Source organism: uncultured Nocardioides sp. (assembly GCF_902805925.1).
Classification (GTDB): Bacteria; Actinomycetota; Actinomycetes; order Propionibacteriales; family Nocardioidaceae; genus Nocardioides.
Window position 1 is genome coordinate 1 of the sequence record NZ_CADCUP010000208.1, and the last position, 16,311, is coordinate 16,311.

Sequence of the window (16,311 nt, forward strand, 5' to 3'; positions counted from 1 at the left end):
CGACGAGGTCGCGCTGGCCTCCGACCGCGAGTACTCCTATGCCCGGCTCCTCACCGAGGTGGCCGCGTTCGCGGGAGCCCTGCGGGCCTTCGACCTCACCGTGGGCCACGAGGTGCTGGTGGCCGGGCTGCCGCCGCTGGAGCACGTGATCGCCACGCTGGCCTGCGCCCGCCTGGGGCTGGTGGTCCACGACACCGAGCCGCCGGCCCCCGCGATGGCGGTGCTCGGCACCCGGCCCGGGGCGCCGGTCGGCGAGGCCCCGGTCATCACCGCCGACGGCAGCGGCGAGCTCACCTGGGACACCGCCATGGCGGCGGGCCGGACCGATCCCGCCGCCTGTCTCGACGTGCCGGGCGACGCGCCCCTGCGCGTGGTGGACGGGCGTGCCGTGCCGGTCGCCGCCCACCTCGCCGCGGTGGCCGCCGGCCAGGTCGAGGACGCGGTGTTCGGCCCCCTGCTCGGCGGCGGGACCATCCACCTGGCGGGGTAGTCCGCGGACCTGCCGGGCGGCCGGCCTCAGGGGTCGACGACCAGCAGGGAGTGGGCTCGACCCCGAGGCGCACCCGGTCGCCGACGGCGAGCGCCCGGACGTTGCCCTGGAGAAACTGCACCCGAGCACACGGGAACCGGCAGGTCCACGACCGATGTGGGGAAGCCGTGCTGGAAGGATGGCGGCCGTGCAGAGACGTGACGTCGTGATCCTCGGCTCGACCGGATCGGTGGGGACCCAGGCCCTCGACCTCGTCCGGGCCCATCCCGAGCGGTTCCGGGTCGTCGGCCTGACCGCCGGCGGTTCGCAGCCGGACCTGTTCGCGGCCCAGGTGGCGGAGTTCGCCCCGCTGCACCACGGGCTGGGCGGGGCCGCATCGGTGGAGGCCGCAGCAGCCGACTGCGACGTCGTGCTCAACGCCATCACCGGCGCGGCGGGGCTGCAGCCCACGCTGGCCGCGCTCGACGCCGGCACCACGCTCGCCCTGGCCAACAAGGAGTCGCTGATCATGGGCGGCCCGCTCGTGCTCGACCGCGCCGCTGCAGGCCAGATCGTGCCCGTCGACTCCGAGCACGCCGCCCTGGCCCAGTGCCTGCGCGGCGGCACCGCCGGGGAGGTGCGCCGCCTGGTGCTGACCGCCTCCGGCGGCCCGTTCCGCGGCCGCACCCGCGAGGAGCTCCTCGACGTGAGCCTCGAGGAGGCGCTGGCGCACCCCACCTGGGCGATGGGGCCGGTCATCACCATCAACTCCGCGACCCTGGTCAACAAGGGCCTCGAGGTCATCGAGGCCCACCTGCTCTTCGGTGTCCCCTTCGACCGCATCGAGGTCGTGGTGCACCCCACCAGCGTCGTGCACTCCATGGTGGAGTTCGTCGACGGCTCGACGCTGGCCCAGGCCAGCCCGCCGACCATGCTCATCCCGATCGCGCTGGGCCTGGGCTGGCCCGACCGGCTGCCCGGAGCGGGGCCGTCGGTGGACTGGACCACCGCGCAGGCGTGGGAGTTCTTCCCGCTCGACGACGCCGCCTTCCCCGCGGTGGAGCTGGCCCGGGCGGCGGGGGAGCGCGGATCCACGGCGCCGGCGGTCTACAACGGCGCGAACGAGGTGTGCGTGGAGGCGTTCCGGACGGGACGTCTGCCATTCGTCGACATCATCGACACGGTCCGCTCCGTGGTCACCGCTCACGACGTACCCTCGAGGGATCACCTGACCGTGGACGACGTCCTCGCCGCCGATGCCTGGGCGCGCGAGGAGGCCGCCCGTCTCATCAGTCCAGCACAGGGGACCCGCACTCCATGACCGCCTTGTTCTACACCCTCGGCGTGGTCGCCTTCGTGGTCTCGATCCTGGTCTCGATCGGCCTGCACGAGCTCGGGCACATGATCCCGGCCAAGAGGTTCGGCGGGAAGGTGACGCAGTACTTCATCGGCTTCGGCCCGACCGTGTGGAGCAAGCAGGTCGGCGAGACGGAGTACGGCGTCAAGGCGATCCCGCTCGGCGGCTACGTCAAGATCGTCGGGATGCTCCCCCCGGGCGCGGAGCAGCTCGCCGACTCGGTCGAGGTCGACGCCGGGGGCAACCGGGTCGTCAGGGTCCGCAAGTCCAACACCGGCATGTTCACCCAGCTCGTCTCCGACGCCCGGGCGGCGGAGTGGGAGACCATCGGCCCCGGCGACCAGGACCGGCTCTTCTACCGCCTGCCGTGGTGGCAGAAGGTCATCGTGATGGCCGGCGGCCCGACGGTGAACCTCGTGATCGCGCTGGCGATCTTCGCCCCCGTCTTCGCCACCTACGGCAACACCGGCGACCCCAAGGTCGGCGTGACCGTCGCCGACGTGGCCGGCTGCGTGGTCCCGGCCGGCGAGGCCGACCGCGAGTGCCGCCCCGAGGACCCGCCCACGCCGGCGCTCCAGGCCGGCCTGCAGGCGGGTGACGAGTTCGTGGCGTTCAACGGAGAGCCCGTCTCGACGTGGGAGGAGCTCTCCGGCCTCATCCGCGGCAACGCCGACGGCGCGGCCAGCCTCACCATCCTGCGCGACGGCCGGCAGATCACCGTCGACACCGACACCACGGTGGCGGCCCGCCGCTCCGATGACGGCGAGAGGCTGGTGCAGGTCGGCTTCCTCGGCGTGACGCCGACCGTCGAGCCCACGACCGGCGGGCTCGGCTACACCCTCGAGCAGATGGGCCACATGACCGTCGACACGGTCCAGGCGTTCGCCCAGCTCCCGGCCAAGGTGTGGGGAGTGGGCCGGGCGGTGGTGGGGCTGCAGGAGCGCGAGCTCGACAGCCCGGTGTCCATCGTGGGCGGCGGCCGCTTCGCCGGCGAGACGGTGTCCCACGAGCGGTTCGACGTGCAGCAGAAGGCCGTCTTCCTGCTCATGCTGATCGCGGGCTTCAACTTCTTCATCGGCATGTTCAACTTCCTCCCGCTGCTGCCGCTCGACGGCGGCCACATCGCCGGGGCGCTGTGGGAGGCCGTGCGCCGCGGCTGGGCCCGGCTCCGGGGACGCCCCGACCCCGGCTATGTCGACGTGGCCCGCCTCCTGCCGATCGCCTACGTCGTCGGGCTGAGCCTGCTGGTGATGGGCGTGGTGCTCATCGTCGGCGACCTCGTGGTGCCCCTCCACGTCCCCGAGTGACCCGCCCGACGGTGGGCACCATCGGCGTCCACCGTCCGGCTCCTAGACTGCAGACATGACTTCCACAGGCCAGGCCATCGGTCTGGGCATGCCGCCCATGCCGCCGCCGGTCCTCGCGCCGCGTCGTACCACCCGCCAGATCCAGGTCGGCAAGGTCGGCGTCGGCAGCGACCACCCGATCTCGGTGCAGTCGATGACCACGACGCTGACCAGCGACGTCAACACGACCCTCCAGCAGATCGCCGAGCTGACCGCCGCCGGGTGCGACATCGTGCGGGTCGCCTGCCCGAGCCAGGACGACGCCGACGCGCTCCCCCAGATCGCCCAGCACTCCCAGATCCCCGTCATCGCCGACATCCACTTCCAGCCGAAGTACGTCTTCGCCGCCATCGACGCCGGCTGCGCGGCCGTGCGCGTGAACCCGGGCAACATCCGCAAGTTCGACGACCAGGTCAAGGAGATCGCCAGGGCGGCCAAGGACCGCGGCACCTCCCTGCGCATCGGCGTCAACGCGGGCTCGCTCGACAAGCGGATCCTCGACAAGTACGGCAAGGCGACCCCCGAGGCGCTCGTGGAGAGCGCCGTGTGGGAGGCCGGGCTCTTCGAGGAGCACGACTTCCACGACTTCAAGATCTCGGTCAAGCACAACGACCCCGTCGTGATGGTGCGCGCCTACGAGCTGCTGGCGCAGGCCGGCGACTGGCCGCTGCACCTGGGAGTCACCGAGGCGGGCCCGGCGTTCCAGGGCACCATCAAGTCGGCCACCGCGTTCGGTGCGCTGCTGAGCCAGGGCATCGGCGACACCATCCGCGTCTCGCTCTCGGCGCCGCCGGTCGAGGAGGTCAAGGTCGGGCTCCAGATCCTCCAGTCGCTCAACCTGCGCGAGCGCAAGCTCGAGATCGTCTCCTGCCCCTCGTGCGGCCGCGCGCAGGTCGACGTCTACACGCTGGCCGAGCAGGTGACCGCCGGCCTCGACGGCCTGGAGGTCCCGCTGCGCGTCGCGGTGATGGGCTGCGTCGTCAACGGTCCGGGTGAGGCGCGCGAGGCCGACCTGGGCGTCGCGTCCGGCAACGGCAAGGGGCAGATCTTCGTCCGGGGCGAGGTCATCAAGACCGTGCCGGAGTCGCAGATCGTCGAGACCCTGATCGAGGAGGCCATGCGCATCGCCGAGGGCATGGAGCCCGTCGACGGCGCCACCGCCGCCGTCTCGGTGTCCTGACCGCGCTCGTCGGGGCGATCTCGCGGGTCGACGACCGGCCCGCGACCCGGCGGTGGCGCGGCTGACGCCGTCCCGCGTCGCCGGATGCTTTACTCCACCGAGTTGCTGCTGGACTCTCGGAGGACGCATGGCGCGCACACGCAGGACCCTGGTGGTCGACGGAGGCCCGGAGGGCGGCGGCACACCGATCCGCCGGGTCGCCGCGGCCAGCCTCATCGGCTCGGTCATCGAGTGGTACGACTTCTTCCTCTACGGGACCATGGTCGGCCTGGTCTTCGCCACCCAGTTCTTCCCGACCGAGGACCCCGCCACGGGCACCCTGCTGGCCTTCACCACCTTCGCCGCGGGGTTCGTCACCCGGCCGTTGGGCGGCGTGATCTTCGGGCACCTGGGTGACCGGCTCGGCCGCAAGCCGATGCTCGTCGTGACGATGATGATCATGGGGCTCGCGACGTTCGCGATGGGCCTGCTCCCCACGTACGAGACCATCGGCGTGGCGGCGCCCGTCCTGCTCGTGGCGCTGCGGATGCTGCAGGGCATCGGCCTGGGCGGCGAGTGGGGCGGCGCCGTGCTGCTGTGCGTGGAGCACGCCCCCGAGGGCCGGCGCGGCTGGTACAGCTCCTGGCCGCAGCTGGGCGTGCCCATCGGCCTGCTGCTCTCCACCGCCTCGGTGCGCCTGCTGGGCGGGCTGGGCGACGAGGCCCTGGTCGAGTGGGCCTGGCGCCTGCCGTTCCTCCTCAGCATCGTGCTCGTGGCCATCGGCCTGTTCATCCGCCTGCGCATCACCGAGCCCGAGACGTTCCGCGAGGTCCTGGCCAGCGACGACCGCGCCACGCTGCCCGCCTGGGAGGCACTGGTCCGTCACCCGCGCGCGACGCTGCTGGGCATGGGCGTGCGGATGAGCGAGTCGGTGACGTTCAACGTCTACAACGCCTTCCTCGTCGCCTACGTCGCGACGCTGGCGCTCGCGCCCAAGGTGATCCTCGACGCGCTGCTGGTGGCGGCCGTCGTCGGGTTCTTCGCGATCCTGGGCTCCGCCCGGCTCTCCGACCGCATCGGACGGCGGCCCGTCTTCGCCATGGGTGCGGGCCTGGCCCTCGTCAGCGCCTTCCCGATCTTCGCGCTCGTCGACACCGGCGAGCAGCTGTGGATCACGGTGGCGGTCGTCGTCGGCTGGGGCCTGGCGGCCTGCACGATGTTCGGGCCGGAGGGGGTGCTGTTCGCCGAGCTCTTCCCCACCCGGGTGCGCTACAGCGGCATGTCGACGGTCTACCAGCTCGGCGTGCTGCCCTCGGGTGCCGTCGCCCCGGCCGTCTGCACCGCGCTGGTCGCCAACGCCGGCGGTGCATCCTGGCCGGCAGCGGTCTACGTGATGGCGATGGCGGTGGTGAGCCTGGCGTCGCTGGCGTTCCTGCCGGAGACCTTCCGTCGCCCGCTCGGTGATGCGGCGGAGCCCGCCTCGCAGCCGGCGGGAGGAACCCGGTGAGCCGCCCCGACATCGTGCTCGTGCTCGCCGACGACATGGGCTTCTCCGACATCGGGTGCTACGGCGGGGAGATCGCCACGCCGCACCTGGACCGGCTGGCCCGTGAGGGGGTGCGGTTCACGCAGTTCTACAACACCGCGCGGTGCAGCCCGTCGCGCGCCTCGCTGCTGACGGGCCTGCACCCGCACCAGGTCGGTGTGGGGATCCTGAACTTCGACGACGCCCCGGACGGCTATCCCGGCGACCTGACCGATGAGTCGGTGACGATCGCCGAGGCACTCGCGGAGGCCGGCTACTCGACGTACCTCTCGGGCAAGTGGCACGTGTCGAGCGAGATGGACCGGCCCAGCCACAGCTGGCCGACCCGCCGTGGGTTCCAGCACTTCTTCGGCACCCTGGAGGGGGCGGGCAGCTTCTACCAGCCGCGCACGCTGACCCGTGGCGAGGAGAACGTGGAGCGCGAGGGCGAGCAGCCGGGCTGGTTCTACACCGATGCGATCACCGACGAGGCGGTGCGGTTCATCGGCGAGCACCACCGCGACCGGGCCGAGGACCCGCTGTTCCTCTACCTCGCCTACACGGCCCCGCACTGGCCGCTGCACGCCCACGACGACGACATCGCCCGCTACGACGGCCGGTTCGACGCCGGCTGGGACCGCCTGCGCGAGGAGCGGCTCGCCCGCCTGGTCGACGAGGGCATCCTCGAGCCGGGCACGGAGCTGGCGGCGCGCGACCCGCGGGTGCCGAGCTGGGAGGAGCAGCCCGACCGGGACTGGGAGGCGCTGAGGATGCAGACCTACGCCGCCCAGGTCGACCGGATGGACCAGGGCATCGGCCGCGTGCTCGCCGAGCTCGAGCGCACGGGCCGCCTCGACGACACGATCGTGGTCTTCCTGTCCGACAACGGCGGCTGCGCGGAGGAGATGCCGCCCGAGTCCGTGGCCGAGTTCGTCACGGCGTTCGTGCCGCTGAAGGAGCGGACCCGGGAGGGTGAGACGGTGGTGCCGGGCAACGTGCCTGGGCTGCGGCCCGGCCCCGAGTCGACGTACATGTCCTACGGCCGCTCCTGGGCGCACCTGTCGAACACGCCGTTCCGCGAGTACAAGCACTGGGTCCACGAGGGGGGCATCGCCACCCCGCTCATCGTGCGCTGGCCCGCGGGCCTGGTCGACCCGCCGTCGCTGTGCCGGACGCCGTCGCAGCTCGTCGACGTCATGCCGACCCTGCTCGAGGCAGCCGGCGCGACGTACCCCTCCGCGCGGGACGGGCACGCCGTGCCGAGCCCCGAGGGCACGAGCATGTGGCCGGCGATCCGCGGGGACGAGGTCGACGAGCGCCGGCTCTTCTGGGAGCACGAGGGCAACGGCGCGGTCCGGGAGGGTCGCTGGAAGCTCGTGCGCAAGCACGACCGGCCCTGGGAGCTGTACGACGTCGAGGCCGACCGTGCAGAACAGCACGACCGCGCCGGTGAGCACCCGGAGCTGGTGGAGCACCTCGCGGCTGCCTACGACGCGTGGACCGAGCGGTGCGGGGTGATCGACAGGCAGCAGGTGCTCGACCTGTACGCGGCCAGGGGGCGCGGTCTGCCTCCCGAGTGACGCCGTGTTCCGCGTAGGCTCCTCACGTGCTGACGACCCGTCGGGGAGTCCGGGTGCTGGGCGCCGCGGACCTCGCTCCGTTCACCGCGCTGGCCGCGCGGGACGCGGTCGCGAACGTCTTCGCCGACTACCGGGCCCGCACCACCAACCTCGACCCGCGGTGGCTGGGCGGTGAGGTGTGGGGCTACTTCGAGGAGGGCGAGCTGACCGCGGCGTGCCACGTCGCGGCCAACCTGGTGCCGGTGCAGTGCGACGCGGTGGCGGCCCAGGCCTTCGCCGAGCGCGCGCTGGCCCGCGGTCGCACGTCCTCGACCATCGTGGGCCTCTCCGAGCCGGTCGGCGTGATGTGGGACGTGCTCGCGGGGGAGTGGGGCCCGCCGCGGGAGTGCCGGTGGCGGCAGCCGCACCTGGTGATCTCCGGCGACCCCGTCATCGAGCCCGACCCGGAGGTGCGGCCGTGCAGGCGCGAGGACCTGGTCAGCCTCTACCCGGCGTGCGTGGCGATGTACACCGAGGAGGTCGGGGTCTCTCCGGAGGCCGGGGGCGGCGCCGACTACTACCGCGCCCGCATCATGCAGCTGATCGCGCGCGGCTGGTCCTTCGCCCGCTTCGACGACGACGGCCGGGTGCTCTTCAAGGCCGAGGTCGCGTGCGTCACCCCGCACGCGGCCCAGGTCCAGGGCGTCTTCGTGCCGCGCGAGCTGCGGGGTCGGGGGCTGGCCACCGCCGGCATGGCGGCCGTCGTGGCCGCCGTACGCCGCGACATCGCGCCGACGGTCTCCCTCTACGTCAACGAGTGGAACGGCCCCGCGCGGGCCGCCTACGAGCGGGTCGGCTTCCAGCAGTCCGGCACCTTCTCGACCATCATGTTCTGAGCGCCCTCGGCCCGGCCGTTAGGTTGTCGGCCATGACCGCGCCCCCGACCGCACCCCTGAGCAGGGACGTCGCCGCGCTGGCCGGCCTGTTCGCCGTCTCCGGCACCGTCCACCTGGTCCGGCCGGAGGTCTACGAGCCGATCGTGCCGAAGGCCCTGCCGGCCAAGCGGGCGCTCGTGCACGCCAGCGGGGTGCTGGAGCTGCTGTGCGCGGCGGGCCTGCTGCACCCCCGCACCCGCCGCGGGGCCGGCTGGGCGAGCGCCGGCCTGCTGCTGGCGGTCTGGCCGGCCAACGTCACGATGGCCAAGGACGCCCGGCGCAGCCGCCGTACGGCGCTCAGGGTCGGCACCGTCGTGCGACTGCCGCTGCAGGTGCCGATGATCCGCACCGCCCTCCGGGCGGCGCGGGGCTGAGTCGCGCTCTCCCGGGGTGGCGTCGCCCCGGGGGGCCTCCCGGGCGTTGCTGGAACGTTCGTGCAACACGCGTTGTACGAACGTTCCAGCAACCGGCGAGCCTGTCCGTGATCCCGCGGGCGACCACCCCTCACCGGAGCGGACCGGTCCGGCGACCCGTCGGCCGGACCGGGACGAGGGCTCCTCGGTGGGCCGCGTCGGGCCGGTGCGCTCGCAGGTGTCGGCGACGCACCGCACCGTGGCGGTCACCCTCCGGCCGGCGGCCTCCAGCAGGAGCGCCTCCTCCGACTCCCAGGTGATCGCCCCGAACCACCCGCGCACGGAGTACTCACCGACCAGCGCGCCACCGTCGCGGCGGGCCCAGACGTGCTGGGGCCCGATGCCGTCGCTCAGCTTGTCGACGGTGGCCATCCGCCCGCCCGGGCCGAAGACCTGCACCGCCTCGCGGCACGAGCGCCACAGGACGCGCCCGGGCCGGGTGACGCTGGTGACGACCGTGCACCCACCCCGGTACGGGTCGCCGGTGAAGGACGCCATCCGGTCCACGGAGAGGTCCACCCGGTAGGCCCGCCGGTCGCTGAGGCGGGTGGTGGCGCCGTCCGAGAGGCGCCACAGCGAGGTGCGCGCCGGCGCGTCGCCGGAGAGCACGACGCGGTCGGCGTCCGCGGCGAGCGCCGTGACGTAGCGGCCCGAGCGCTTGCGGTGCAGCACCTGGCCGGTGGCCGCGTCGAGAACGACCTGCACGCTGCGGCGGGCGCGCAGCCGCGACTCCACCAGGACGCTGCCGTCGTGGGCGAGCACCAGCGCGCCGGCGGTGCGGTCCAGGAGCACGCGATGGGTGCCGTCGGGCTCGACCCGGAGCACGCGCTGCTCGCCGGAGCGGCTGCTCGTGGCGACGACGTATGCCGTGCCGGAGCGGCCGAGGAGGAAGGGGTTGCGGCCCGGGAGGGTCAGGCGCCGGTCGCCGTCGACGAGCGTCCGGTCCTCGACGACGGGCACGGTGGGCGCCGCGCCCAGCGGCAGCGAGCCGGGGCGGAGACGGGTCTCCTCCACCGCCGCGGCGGCGGGGGAGAGGTGGGCGACGGGGGCCAGGACGAGGGTGGCCGCCAGCGTGACGAGAGCGGTGGTGATGCGCATCGCGTGCCTTTCGGAGGTGGTGCGGTGGAGGCTGTCACCAGGAGGACGGCACGGGGGCGGCGATGGTTGCAACTGGTTCGCGGGCCGGGACGCCCTGCCCGTACCCTTCCCGCATGATCCTGCGGATGTCCCAGCTCTTCGTGCGCACCCTTCGCGACGATCCCAACGACGCGGAGGTGCCCAGCCACCGGCTGCTCGTCCGCGCCGGCTACATCCGCCGCAACGCGCCGGGCATCTACACCTGGCTGCCGCTGGGCCTGCGGGTGCTGCGCCGGATCGAGGACATCATCCGCGAGGAGATGAACGCCATCGGCGCCCAGGAGATGCTCTTCCCGGCGCTGCTGCCCAAGGAGCCCTACGAGGCCACGAACCGGTGGACCGAGTACGGCGACGGGATCTTCCGCATCACCGACCGCAAGGGCGCCGACTACCTCCTCGGCCCCACCCACGAGGAGATGTTCACCCTCGTGGTCAAGGACCTGTACTCCTCCTACAAGGACCTGCCGCTCTCGATCTACCAGATCCAGACCAAGTACCGCGACGAGGCGCGTCCCCGCGCGGGCATCCTGCGTGGGCGCGAGTTCGTCATGAAGGACTCCTACTCCTTCGACGTCGACGACGCCGGTCTCGACGCCGCCTACCAGCGGCACCGCGACGCCTACATCAAGATCTTCGACCGCCTCGGCTTCGAGTACGTCATCGTCAAGGCGACCTCCGGCGCCATGGGCGGGTCGAAGTCCGAGGAGTTCCTCGCCAAGGCCGACGTCGGCGAGGACACCTACGTCCGCTGCACCCACTGCGACTACGCGGCCAACGTCGAGGCCGTCGCGGTGCGCCCGCCCGCGCCCCTGCCGTACGACGACGCGCCCGCCGCCCACGCGGAGGACACCCCCGACACCCCGACGATCGCCACGCTGGTCGACCACCTCAACGCCGAGCTGCCGCGCGAGGACCGGCCGTGGGAGGCCGGCGACACCCTCAAGAACGTGCTGCTCGTGCTGCGCCACCCCGACGGGACCCGTGAGCCGCTGGCCATCGGCCTCCCGGGTGACCGCGAGGTCGACCAGAAGCGGCTCGAGGGGCAGCTCGAGCCGATCGAGGTCGAGGCGATGACCGAGGAGGAGCTCGCGGCGCACCCCGCGCTGGTCAAGGGCTACATCGGCCCCCAGGCGCTGGGCGAGAAGTCGGCCTCCGGCATCCGCTACCTCGTCGACCCGCGGGTCGTGGAGGGCACCCGCTGGGTCACCGGCGCCAACGTCGCGGGGTCCCACGTCGTCGACCTCGTCGCGGGCCGCGACTTCACCCCCGACGGCACCATCGAGGCCGCCGACGTGCGCGACGGCGACGCGTGCCCCAGCTGCGCCGAGGGCACGCTCCAGGCCGCGCGGGGCATCGAGATGGGCCACATCTTCCAGCTCGGCCGCAAGTACGCCGACGCCCTCGACCTGCGCGTGCTCGACGAGAACGGCAAGCTCGTCACCGTCACCATGGGGTCCTACGGCATCGGTCCGTCGCGGGCGGTGGCGGCGATCGCGGAGAACACCCTGGACGAGCTCGGCCTCTGCTGGCCGCGGGAGGTGTCGCCCGCGGACGTGCACGTGGTCGCCGCGGGCAAGGACCCCGCGATCTTCGAGGCGGCCGCGACCCTGGCCGGCGACCTCTCGGCCCGGGGCCTCGACGTCATCTACGACGACCGTGCCGGGAAGGTGTCGCCGGGCGTGAAGTTCAAGGACGCCGAGCTCCTCGGCCTGCCCACGATCCTCACGGTCGGCCGCGGCCTGGCCGACGGCACGATCGAGGTCAAGGACCGCCGTACCGGCGAGAGGACCGAGGTCGCCGTGGCCGACGCCGCCGACCACGTCGTGGGGGTCGTGCGCGGCTGAGGCGGCGCGCCTCGACGTCACCGGCAGCGTCGACCGCTGGTCCGGGGCGCCACACTTCTGCAGGTTTGCGCACTGCAGGAACCTGCGGTCGCCGAGCCCTCGCCTCCCGCCACCGGGTCCTGCATGATTTCGCATGTGAGCAGGGGCGACCCGCTCACCGGGGTGATGCTGACCAGCCCGAAACGGTCCGCGTGCTCGCCACACCCTGGGGCAGATCTCGGGACTGTCCCAGGAGGCTGAGCACGCGGACCGTTGCTGTTCCCGCCTCACCCCACCGCACGGTCGGTGTCGCCGTGCCGGGCGCACCTGACGACGAGAGGACTGGACGTGGCCACACCCATCACCCGCTCCGCGAGCAGGACCGCGGCGCTCACCATCGCGTTGGCGAGCGTCCTTGCCGTCGGCTCGGTCAGCGAGTCCGCCTCGGCCCGCGTCATCGCCGAGCACGACGTCGCCCACGTCTGCCACACCGACACGGGTGACTCCGCGCGCGGCGGCCACGGGGACGACCACCGCGACGTCTCCGCCAGCGAGCAGCGAGCCATCGAGGCCCGCACCGCTCGCATCCTGCGTGGGAGGACCGGTGCGTCGACCTCACCCTCGCTCGCCGCGGCGTCGATCCCCGTGCACGTGCACGTGATGCGCACCGCCAGCGGCGGCGACGACGTGACCGACACCCAGATCGCCCAGCAGATCGACGTGCTGAACCGGACCTACGCCGGCCAGGAGTCCTCGACCGCGGCCGACACCGGCTTCACGTTCTCCCTCGCCGGCACCTACCGGTACGACAACAGCACGTGGAACCGCGACGGGTCCTCCACCAAGTACCGCTCGCAGACGCGCAAGGGCGGCGCCAACGCGCTGAACATGTGGCTCGTCGACTTCAGCTACCTGGGCATCGCCACGTTCCCCTGGGACTACGCCCGCAACCCCTCGGTCGACGGCGTCCGGGTGCAGTACTCCTCGCTGCCGGGCGGCTCGGCGACCAACTTCAACCTCGGTGAGACCGCCACCCACGAGGTCGGCCACTGGCTGGGGCTCTACCACACGTTCCAGGGCGGCTGCACGAGCACGAACGACGAGGTCGCCGACACCCCGGCGCAGGGCAGCGCCTCCAGCGGCTGCCCGGCCGGCCGCGACTCCTGCACGCTCCCGGGCCTGGACCCGATCCACAACTACATGGACTACAGCTACGACTCCTGCTACACCGAGTTCTCACCCGGCCAGAGCTCCCGGATGTCCTCGATGTACACCGCGTACCGCGCTTGAGCGCAGCGGCCCCCGCAACACGCACTGACCCGCCCGGGCGCCCGGGCGGGTCAGCTCGTCGTGGGGCCCAGCTCCGGTGCGCCGGGGAACGCCTGCGGCACCCCGCCGAACGCCAGCTGCCTGACCGCCGCATCGGTCAGCGCGGTGATCGCCCACCGTCGGTCGTCCCCGACGGATCCGGCCACGAGCGAGGAGTACGTCGCGGCGCAGCCCTCCTCCACGCCGAGGGCGACGCGGCGCACCTGGGCGACGTCGGCGAGCGGCTCGGGCAGGTCGTACGCCGGCGCGGCCGCCACCGGCTCCGCACCGGCGTCGCGGACGAGGCCGGTCAGCTGGTCGCGGCGGGCGCGGTGCCGGCGGTAGCCCTCGACGAGGCCGTCGTACAGCGCCGGCTCGCCCGCCTGGGACGTCTGCGCGCCCAGCACGCCGTAGAGCCAGACCGCGGCGTGCTCGGCCGCGAGGGTGGTCTGGAGCCCCTCCACGAGCCTCATGGGGCCACCCTCCGGTCCAGGGCCAGCAGCTCCTGCTGCACGGCGGCGGACATCACGGCCAGCAGGCGCGCGAAGGCACCGCTGTCGGCCCGCAGCGCGCCCCCGGCCAGGGCAGTGGCCAGCGCGCTCTCGGACCGGCGGAGGGCGGCCAGCGCCTGCGCGCGCACCGGCGGGACGGAGGGAGGCGTGGTCGTCGCGGTGTCCTGCGGCCGGTCGGCGGCGCCGTCGAGGGCGCCTCGGTGGGCGGTGTGCAGCTCACCGAAGGCCGCGAGCCGGGGTCCCAGAGCGGGGTGGGCGGAGATCGTGGCCGCCACCAGGGCCGCAGCGGCGTCGGTGGCGTCCACGACGGCGCCGAGCGCGTCCAGGTCGGGGTCCTCGGGGGGTGCTGGGGCGTCCGGCTCCGCGCGGCCCGCACGCGGGTCGAGGTCGCAGGAGGTCAGGGCCAGCGCCAGCCCGGGGAACGTGAGCACCAGCGCGCGCCGACCCACGGGGACGTCGGAGGGCAGGGCGGCGCGGCACACGCGCCCGACCCTATCGCCGGGGTCGGCCGCCGCGGCCCCTCCCGCTATCGTGGACGGACACAACAGCACAAGGAGGTCGGCCCGTGGGCTCGCACGACAGGACGAGAGCAGACGCCGTTCGTGACCGCGTCGAGGCAGAGCTCGCCGGACCCCTCGGCACGCTGGGGTTCGACATCGAGGCGCTCGAGCTGAGCCCGGCCGGCAAGCGGCGGGTGCTGCGGGTGGCGGTCGACCGTGACGGCGGCGTGACGCTCGACGACGTCGCCGACGCGACCCGGGAGGTCTCGCGCGTCCTCGACGAGGAGTCCGACGTGATGGGCGAGATGCCCTACACCCTGGAGGTAACCTCCCGCGGGGTCGACCGGCCGCTCACGCTCCCGCGCCACTGGCGGCGCAACGCAGACCGGCTGGTCGCGGTGACGCTCGTCGACGGCGGCGAGGTCACCGGCCGCATCCTCTCCTCCGACGACACCTCCGCCACCCTCGACGTCGACGGCACCCACCGCGACGTCGCCTACGCCGAGGTGTCGCGAGCCCTGGTGCAGATCGAGTTCAACCGCCGCCGGTCCGGCACCGACGGCGACCCCGAGGAGGACGACGCCTGATGGACATCGACCTGAACATCCTGCGGATGCTGGAGCGCGAGAAGGAGATCTCCTTCGACGTGCTCGTCGAGGCCATCGAGCAGGCCCTGCTGACGGCGTACCACAAGACGCCGGGGGCCCGGGAGAAGGCGCGGGTCCAGCTGGACCGCCGGACCGGGCACGTCACCGTGCTGGCCACCGAGGTCGACGAGGAGGGCAACGAGGTCGCGGAGGAGGACGACACCCCCGACGGCTTCGGCCGGATCGCGGCCACCACCGCCAAGCAGATCATGCTGCAGCGCCTGCGCGACGCCGAGGACGACATCCGCTTCGGGGAGTTCTCCGGCAAGGAGGGCGACATCATCTCCGGGGTGATCCAGCAGGGCCGCAACCCCGACGACGTGATGGTCGACCTCGGCAAGCTGGAGGCGCTGCTCCCGCTCGGCGAGCGCGTGCCCGGTGAGACCTACGAGCACGGCACCCGGATCAAGTGCATCGTCGTCTCGGTGCGCAAGGGCATGCGTGGGCCGCAGATCACCCTGTCCCGCACCCACCCCAACCTGGTGAAGAAGCTGTTCGCCCTGGAGGTGCCCGAGATCGCCGACGGGACCGTGCAGATCGCCGCCATCGCCCGCGAGGCGGGCCACCGCACCAAGATCGCGGTCTACACCGAGGCGCAGGGGGTCAACGCGAAGGGCGCCTGCATCGGCCCGATGGGCCAGCGGGTGCGCAACGTGATGGCCGAGCTCCACGGCGAGAAGATCGACATCGTCGACTGGTCCGAGGACCCCGCCGAGCTGGTGTCGCACGCGCTGTCGCCGGCCCGCGTGTCGAAGGTCGAGATCGTCGACCTCGCCGCCCGGTCCGCCCGGGTGGTCGTGCCCGACTTCCAGCTGTCGCTGGCCATCGGCAAGGAGGGCCAGAACGCCCGGCTGGCCGCCCGCCTGACCGGCTGGCGCATCGACATCCGCAGCGACGAGGCGCCCGACCCCGCCTGACGCGTCCGCCTGTGGACGCCGGCGGCACAGCGGGTTCGTGGATGAGCCGGGGACCCGGTAGGGTTGATGCAGTGGCCGGCGCCCGCAGCACCCCTGTGCGAACCTGCATCGGATGCCGGGAGCGGGCCGCGAAGAGCGAGTTGGTGCGCATCGTGATCGGCACGGACGCGACCGGGAGACCGGCCGCCGTACCCGATCCGGGCGGCACCGCACCCGGTCGCGGAGCGCACCTGCACCCCACGACCTCGTGCTTCCAGCTCGCGGTGCGCCGGAAGGCGTTCTCCCGGGCCCTGCGGGCGCGAGAGGCACTGACCAGCACGCCGGTGGGGGACCACCTCACCTCACCACGCACCGAGATCGCCACCGAGATCGCCACCGTGATCGACCGACAAGAAACTGGAGCAGGCAGCTCATGAGCACTCGATGAGTTTCTTCCGATGAGCCAGCACCACAACTAACGGATCCGAGACACCCTCCAACTGGTGCTCGGACCAGAAGGAGCAACGTTCCAACGTGGCCAAGACCCGAGTCCACGAACTCGCCAAGGAGTTCAGTGTCGAGAGCAAGTTCGTTCTCGAGAAGCTCAAGGAGATGGGGGAGTTCGTCAAGTCGGCGTCGTCGACCGTCGAGCCCCCCGTCGAGATGCGTTTCAAGAAGCAGTACGGCGCCGAGCTGAAGGCCGCAGCGGCCTCCGCGCCCGCCGC

The 16,311-nt window shown here is 72.8% G+C and carries 16 protein-coding genes; 13 read left to right on the forward strand and 3 right to left on the reverse strand.

What is annotated here, in order from left to right:
- From QZX64_RS15120 to QZX64_RS15150, 7 genes are all read left to right on the forward strand, one after another.
- The coding region (locus tag QZX64_RS15120; RefSeq protein ID WP_295661411.1) for an AMP-binding protein at window positions 1–490 on the forward strand (490 nt) is incomplete at its 5' end.
- 178 nt (window positions 491–668) lie between these two features.
- A complete protein-coding gene (locus QZX64_RS15125) occupies window positions 669–1,790 on the forward strand; it encodes a 1-deoxy-D-xylulose-5-phosphate reductoisomerase (protein ID WP_295661412.1) in 1,122 nt (373 codons plus the stop codon).
- Window positions 1,787–3,133, forward strand: coding sequence for an RIP metalloprotease (locus tag QZX64_RS15130; protein ID WP_295661413.1), 1,347 nt, complete (start codon window positions 1,787–1,789; stop codon window positions 3,131–3,133). The genes QZX64_RS15125 and QZX64_RS15130 overlap by 4 nt, the downstream gene beginning before the upstream one ends.
- Window positions 3,134–3,188: 55 nt before the next feature.
- Window positions 3,189–4,352, forward strand: a complete 1,164-nt coding sequence (ispG, locus tag QZX64_RS15135) for a flavodoxin-dependent (E)-4-hydroxy-3-methylbut-2-enyl-diphosphate synthase (RefSeq protein WP_295661414.1) — start codon at window positions 3,189–3,191, stop codon at window positions 4,350–4,352.
- 127 nt (window positions 4,353–4,479) lie between these two features.
- The gene (locus tag QZX64_RS15140; RefSeq protein ID WP_295661415.1) at window positions 4,480–5,838 is read left to right on the forward strand and encodes an MFS transporter; all 1,359 of its coding nucleotides are present in this window, start codon (window positions 4,480–4,482) and stop codon (window positions 5,836–5,838) included.
- Entirely contained in the window at window positions 5,835–7,436 is a 1,602-nt protein-coding gene (locus QZX64_RS15145; protein ID WP_295661416.1) for an arylsulfatase, read from the forward strand. Before QZX64_RS15140 ends, QZX64_RS15145 begins: the two co-directional genes overlap by 4 nt.
- A gap of 26 nt (window positions 7,437–7,462) precedes the next feature.
- Window positions 7,463–8,311, forward strand: coding sequence for a GNAT family N-acetyltransferase (locus QZX64_RS15150; protein WP_295661417.1), 849 nt, complete (start codon window positions 7,463–7,465; stop codon window positions 8,309–8,311).
- On the opposite strand, the gene QZX64_RS15155 is transcribed toward QZX64_RS15150, so the two are convergent.
- Entirely contained in the window at window positions 8,257–9,861 is a 1,605-nt protein-coding gene (locus QZX64_RS15155) for a hypothetical protein (protein ID WP_295661418.1), read from the reverse strand. The two genes, QZX64_RS15150 and QZX64_RS15155, sit on opposite strands and share 55 nt — an antisense overlap.
- Window positions 9,862–9,974: 113 nt before the next feature.
- On the opposite strand from QZX64_RS15155, the gene QZX64_RS15160 reads away from it, so the two are divergent.
- Together QZX64_RS15160 and QZX64_RS15165 are read left to right on the forward strand one after the other, a co-directional pair.
- The gene (locus QZX64_RS15160) at window positions 9,975–11,744 is read left to right on the forward strand and encodes a proline--tRNA ligase (RefSeq protein WP_295661419.1); all 1,770 of its coding nucleotides are present in this window, start codon (window positions 9,975–9,977) and stop codon (window positions 11,742–11,744) included.
- A gap of 327 nt (window positions 11,745–12,071) precedes the next feature.
- Window positions 12,072–13,013 (forward strand): zinc metalloprotease, encoded by a 942-nt coding sequence (locus QZX64_RS15165; protein WP_295661420.1) that lies wholly within the window; start codon window positions 12,072–12,074, stop codon window positions 13,011–13,013.
- 50 nt (window positions 13,014–13,063) lie between these two features.
- Here the strand turns inward: QZX64_RS15165 and QZX64_RS15170 are convergent, their stop codons facing one another.
- Both QZX64_RS15170 and QZX64_RS15175 read right to left on the reverse strand, forming a co-directional pair.
- Window positions 13,064–13,504 (reverse strand): ferritin-like domain-containing protein, encoded by a 441-nt coding sequence (locus QZX64_RS15170; RefSeq protein WP_295661421.1) that lies wholly within the window; start codon window positions 13,502–13,504, stop codon window positions 13,064–13,066.
- A complete protein-coding gene (locus tag QZX64_RS15175; RefSeq protein ID WP_295661422.1) occupies window positions 13,501–14,025 on the reverse strand; it encodes a hypothetical protein in 525 nt (174 codons plus the stop codon). Before QZX64_RS15175 ends, QZX64_RS15170 begins: the two co-directional genes overlap by 4 nt.
- A gap of 83 nt (window positions 14,026–14,108) precedes the next feature.
- Between QZX64_RS15175 and rimP the strand changes: the two genes are divergently transcribed.
- From rimP to QZX64_RS15195, 4 genes are all read left to right on the forward strand, one after another.
- Window positions 14,109–14,630, forward strand: a complete 522-nt coding sequence (gene rimP / locus QZX64_RS15180) for a ribosome maturation factor RimP (RefSeq protein ID WP_295661423.1) — start codon at window positions 14,109–14,111, stop codon at window positions 14,628–14,630.
- Window positions 14,630–15,607 (forward strand): transcription termination factor NusA, encoded by a 978-nt coding sequence (nusA, locus tag QZX64_RS15185; protein WP_295661424.1) that lies wholly within the window; start codon window positions 14,630–14,632, stop codon window positions 15,605–15,607. Before rimP ends, nusA begins: the two co-directional genes overlap by 1 nt.
- Window positions 15,608–15,648: 41 nt before the next feature.
- Window positions 15,649–16,023, forward strand: a complete 375-nt coding sequence (locus tag QZX64_RS15190; RefSeq protein WP_295661426.1) for a YlxR family protein — start codon at window positions 15,649–15,651, stop codon at window positions 16,021–16,023.
- Window positions 16,024–16,120: 97 nt separating this feature from the next.
- Window positions 16,121–16,311, forward strand: a 191-nt coding sequence (locus QZX64_RS15195; protein ID WP_295661425.1) for a translation initiation factor IF-2 N-terminal domain-containing protein, incomplete at its 3' end; no start/stop codon positions are given.

What these genes read in the sequence shown, in the direction of transcription:
- QZX64_RS15190 (WP_295661426.1), top strand. Translation starts at nt 15,649, where the DNA reads ATGAGCCGGGGACCCGGTAGGGTTGATGCAGTGGCCGGCGCCCGCAGC.
- QZX64_RS15155 (WP_295661418.1), bottom strand. Translation starts at nt 9,861, where the DNA reads ATGCGCATCACCACCGCTCTCGTCACGCTGGCGGCCACCCTCGTCCTG.
- QZX64_RS15125 (WP_295661412.1), top strand. Translation starts at nt 669, where the DNA reads ATGGCGGCCGTGCAGAGACGTGACGTCGTGATCCTCGGCTCGACCGGA.
- nusA (WP_295661424.1), top strand. Translation starts at nt 14,630, where the DNA reads ATGGACATCGACCTGAACATCCTGCGGATGCTGGAGCGCGAGAAGGAG.
- QZX64_RS15160 (WP_295661419.1), top strand. Translation starts at nt 9,975, where the DNA reads ATGATCCTGCGGATGTCCCAGCTCTTCGTGCGCACCCTTCGCGACGAT.
- QZX64_RS15140 (WP_295661415.1), top strand. Translation starts at nt 4,480, where the DNA reads ATGGCGCGCACACGCAGGACCCTGGTGGTCGACGGAGGCCCGGAGGGC.
- QZX64_RS15170 (WP_295661421.1), bottom strand. Translation starts at nt 13,504, where the DNA reads ATGAGGCTCGTGGAGGGGCTCCAGACCACCCTCGCGGCCGAGCACGCC.
- QZX64_RS15130 (WP_295661413.1), top strand. Translation starts at nt 1,787, where the DNA reads ATGACCGCCTTGTTCTACACCCTCGGCGTGGTCGCCTTCGTGGTCTCG.
- ispG (WP_295661414.1), top strand. Translation starts at nt 3,189, where the DNA reads ATGACTTCCACAGGCCAGGCCATCGGTCTGGGCATGCCGCCCATGCCG.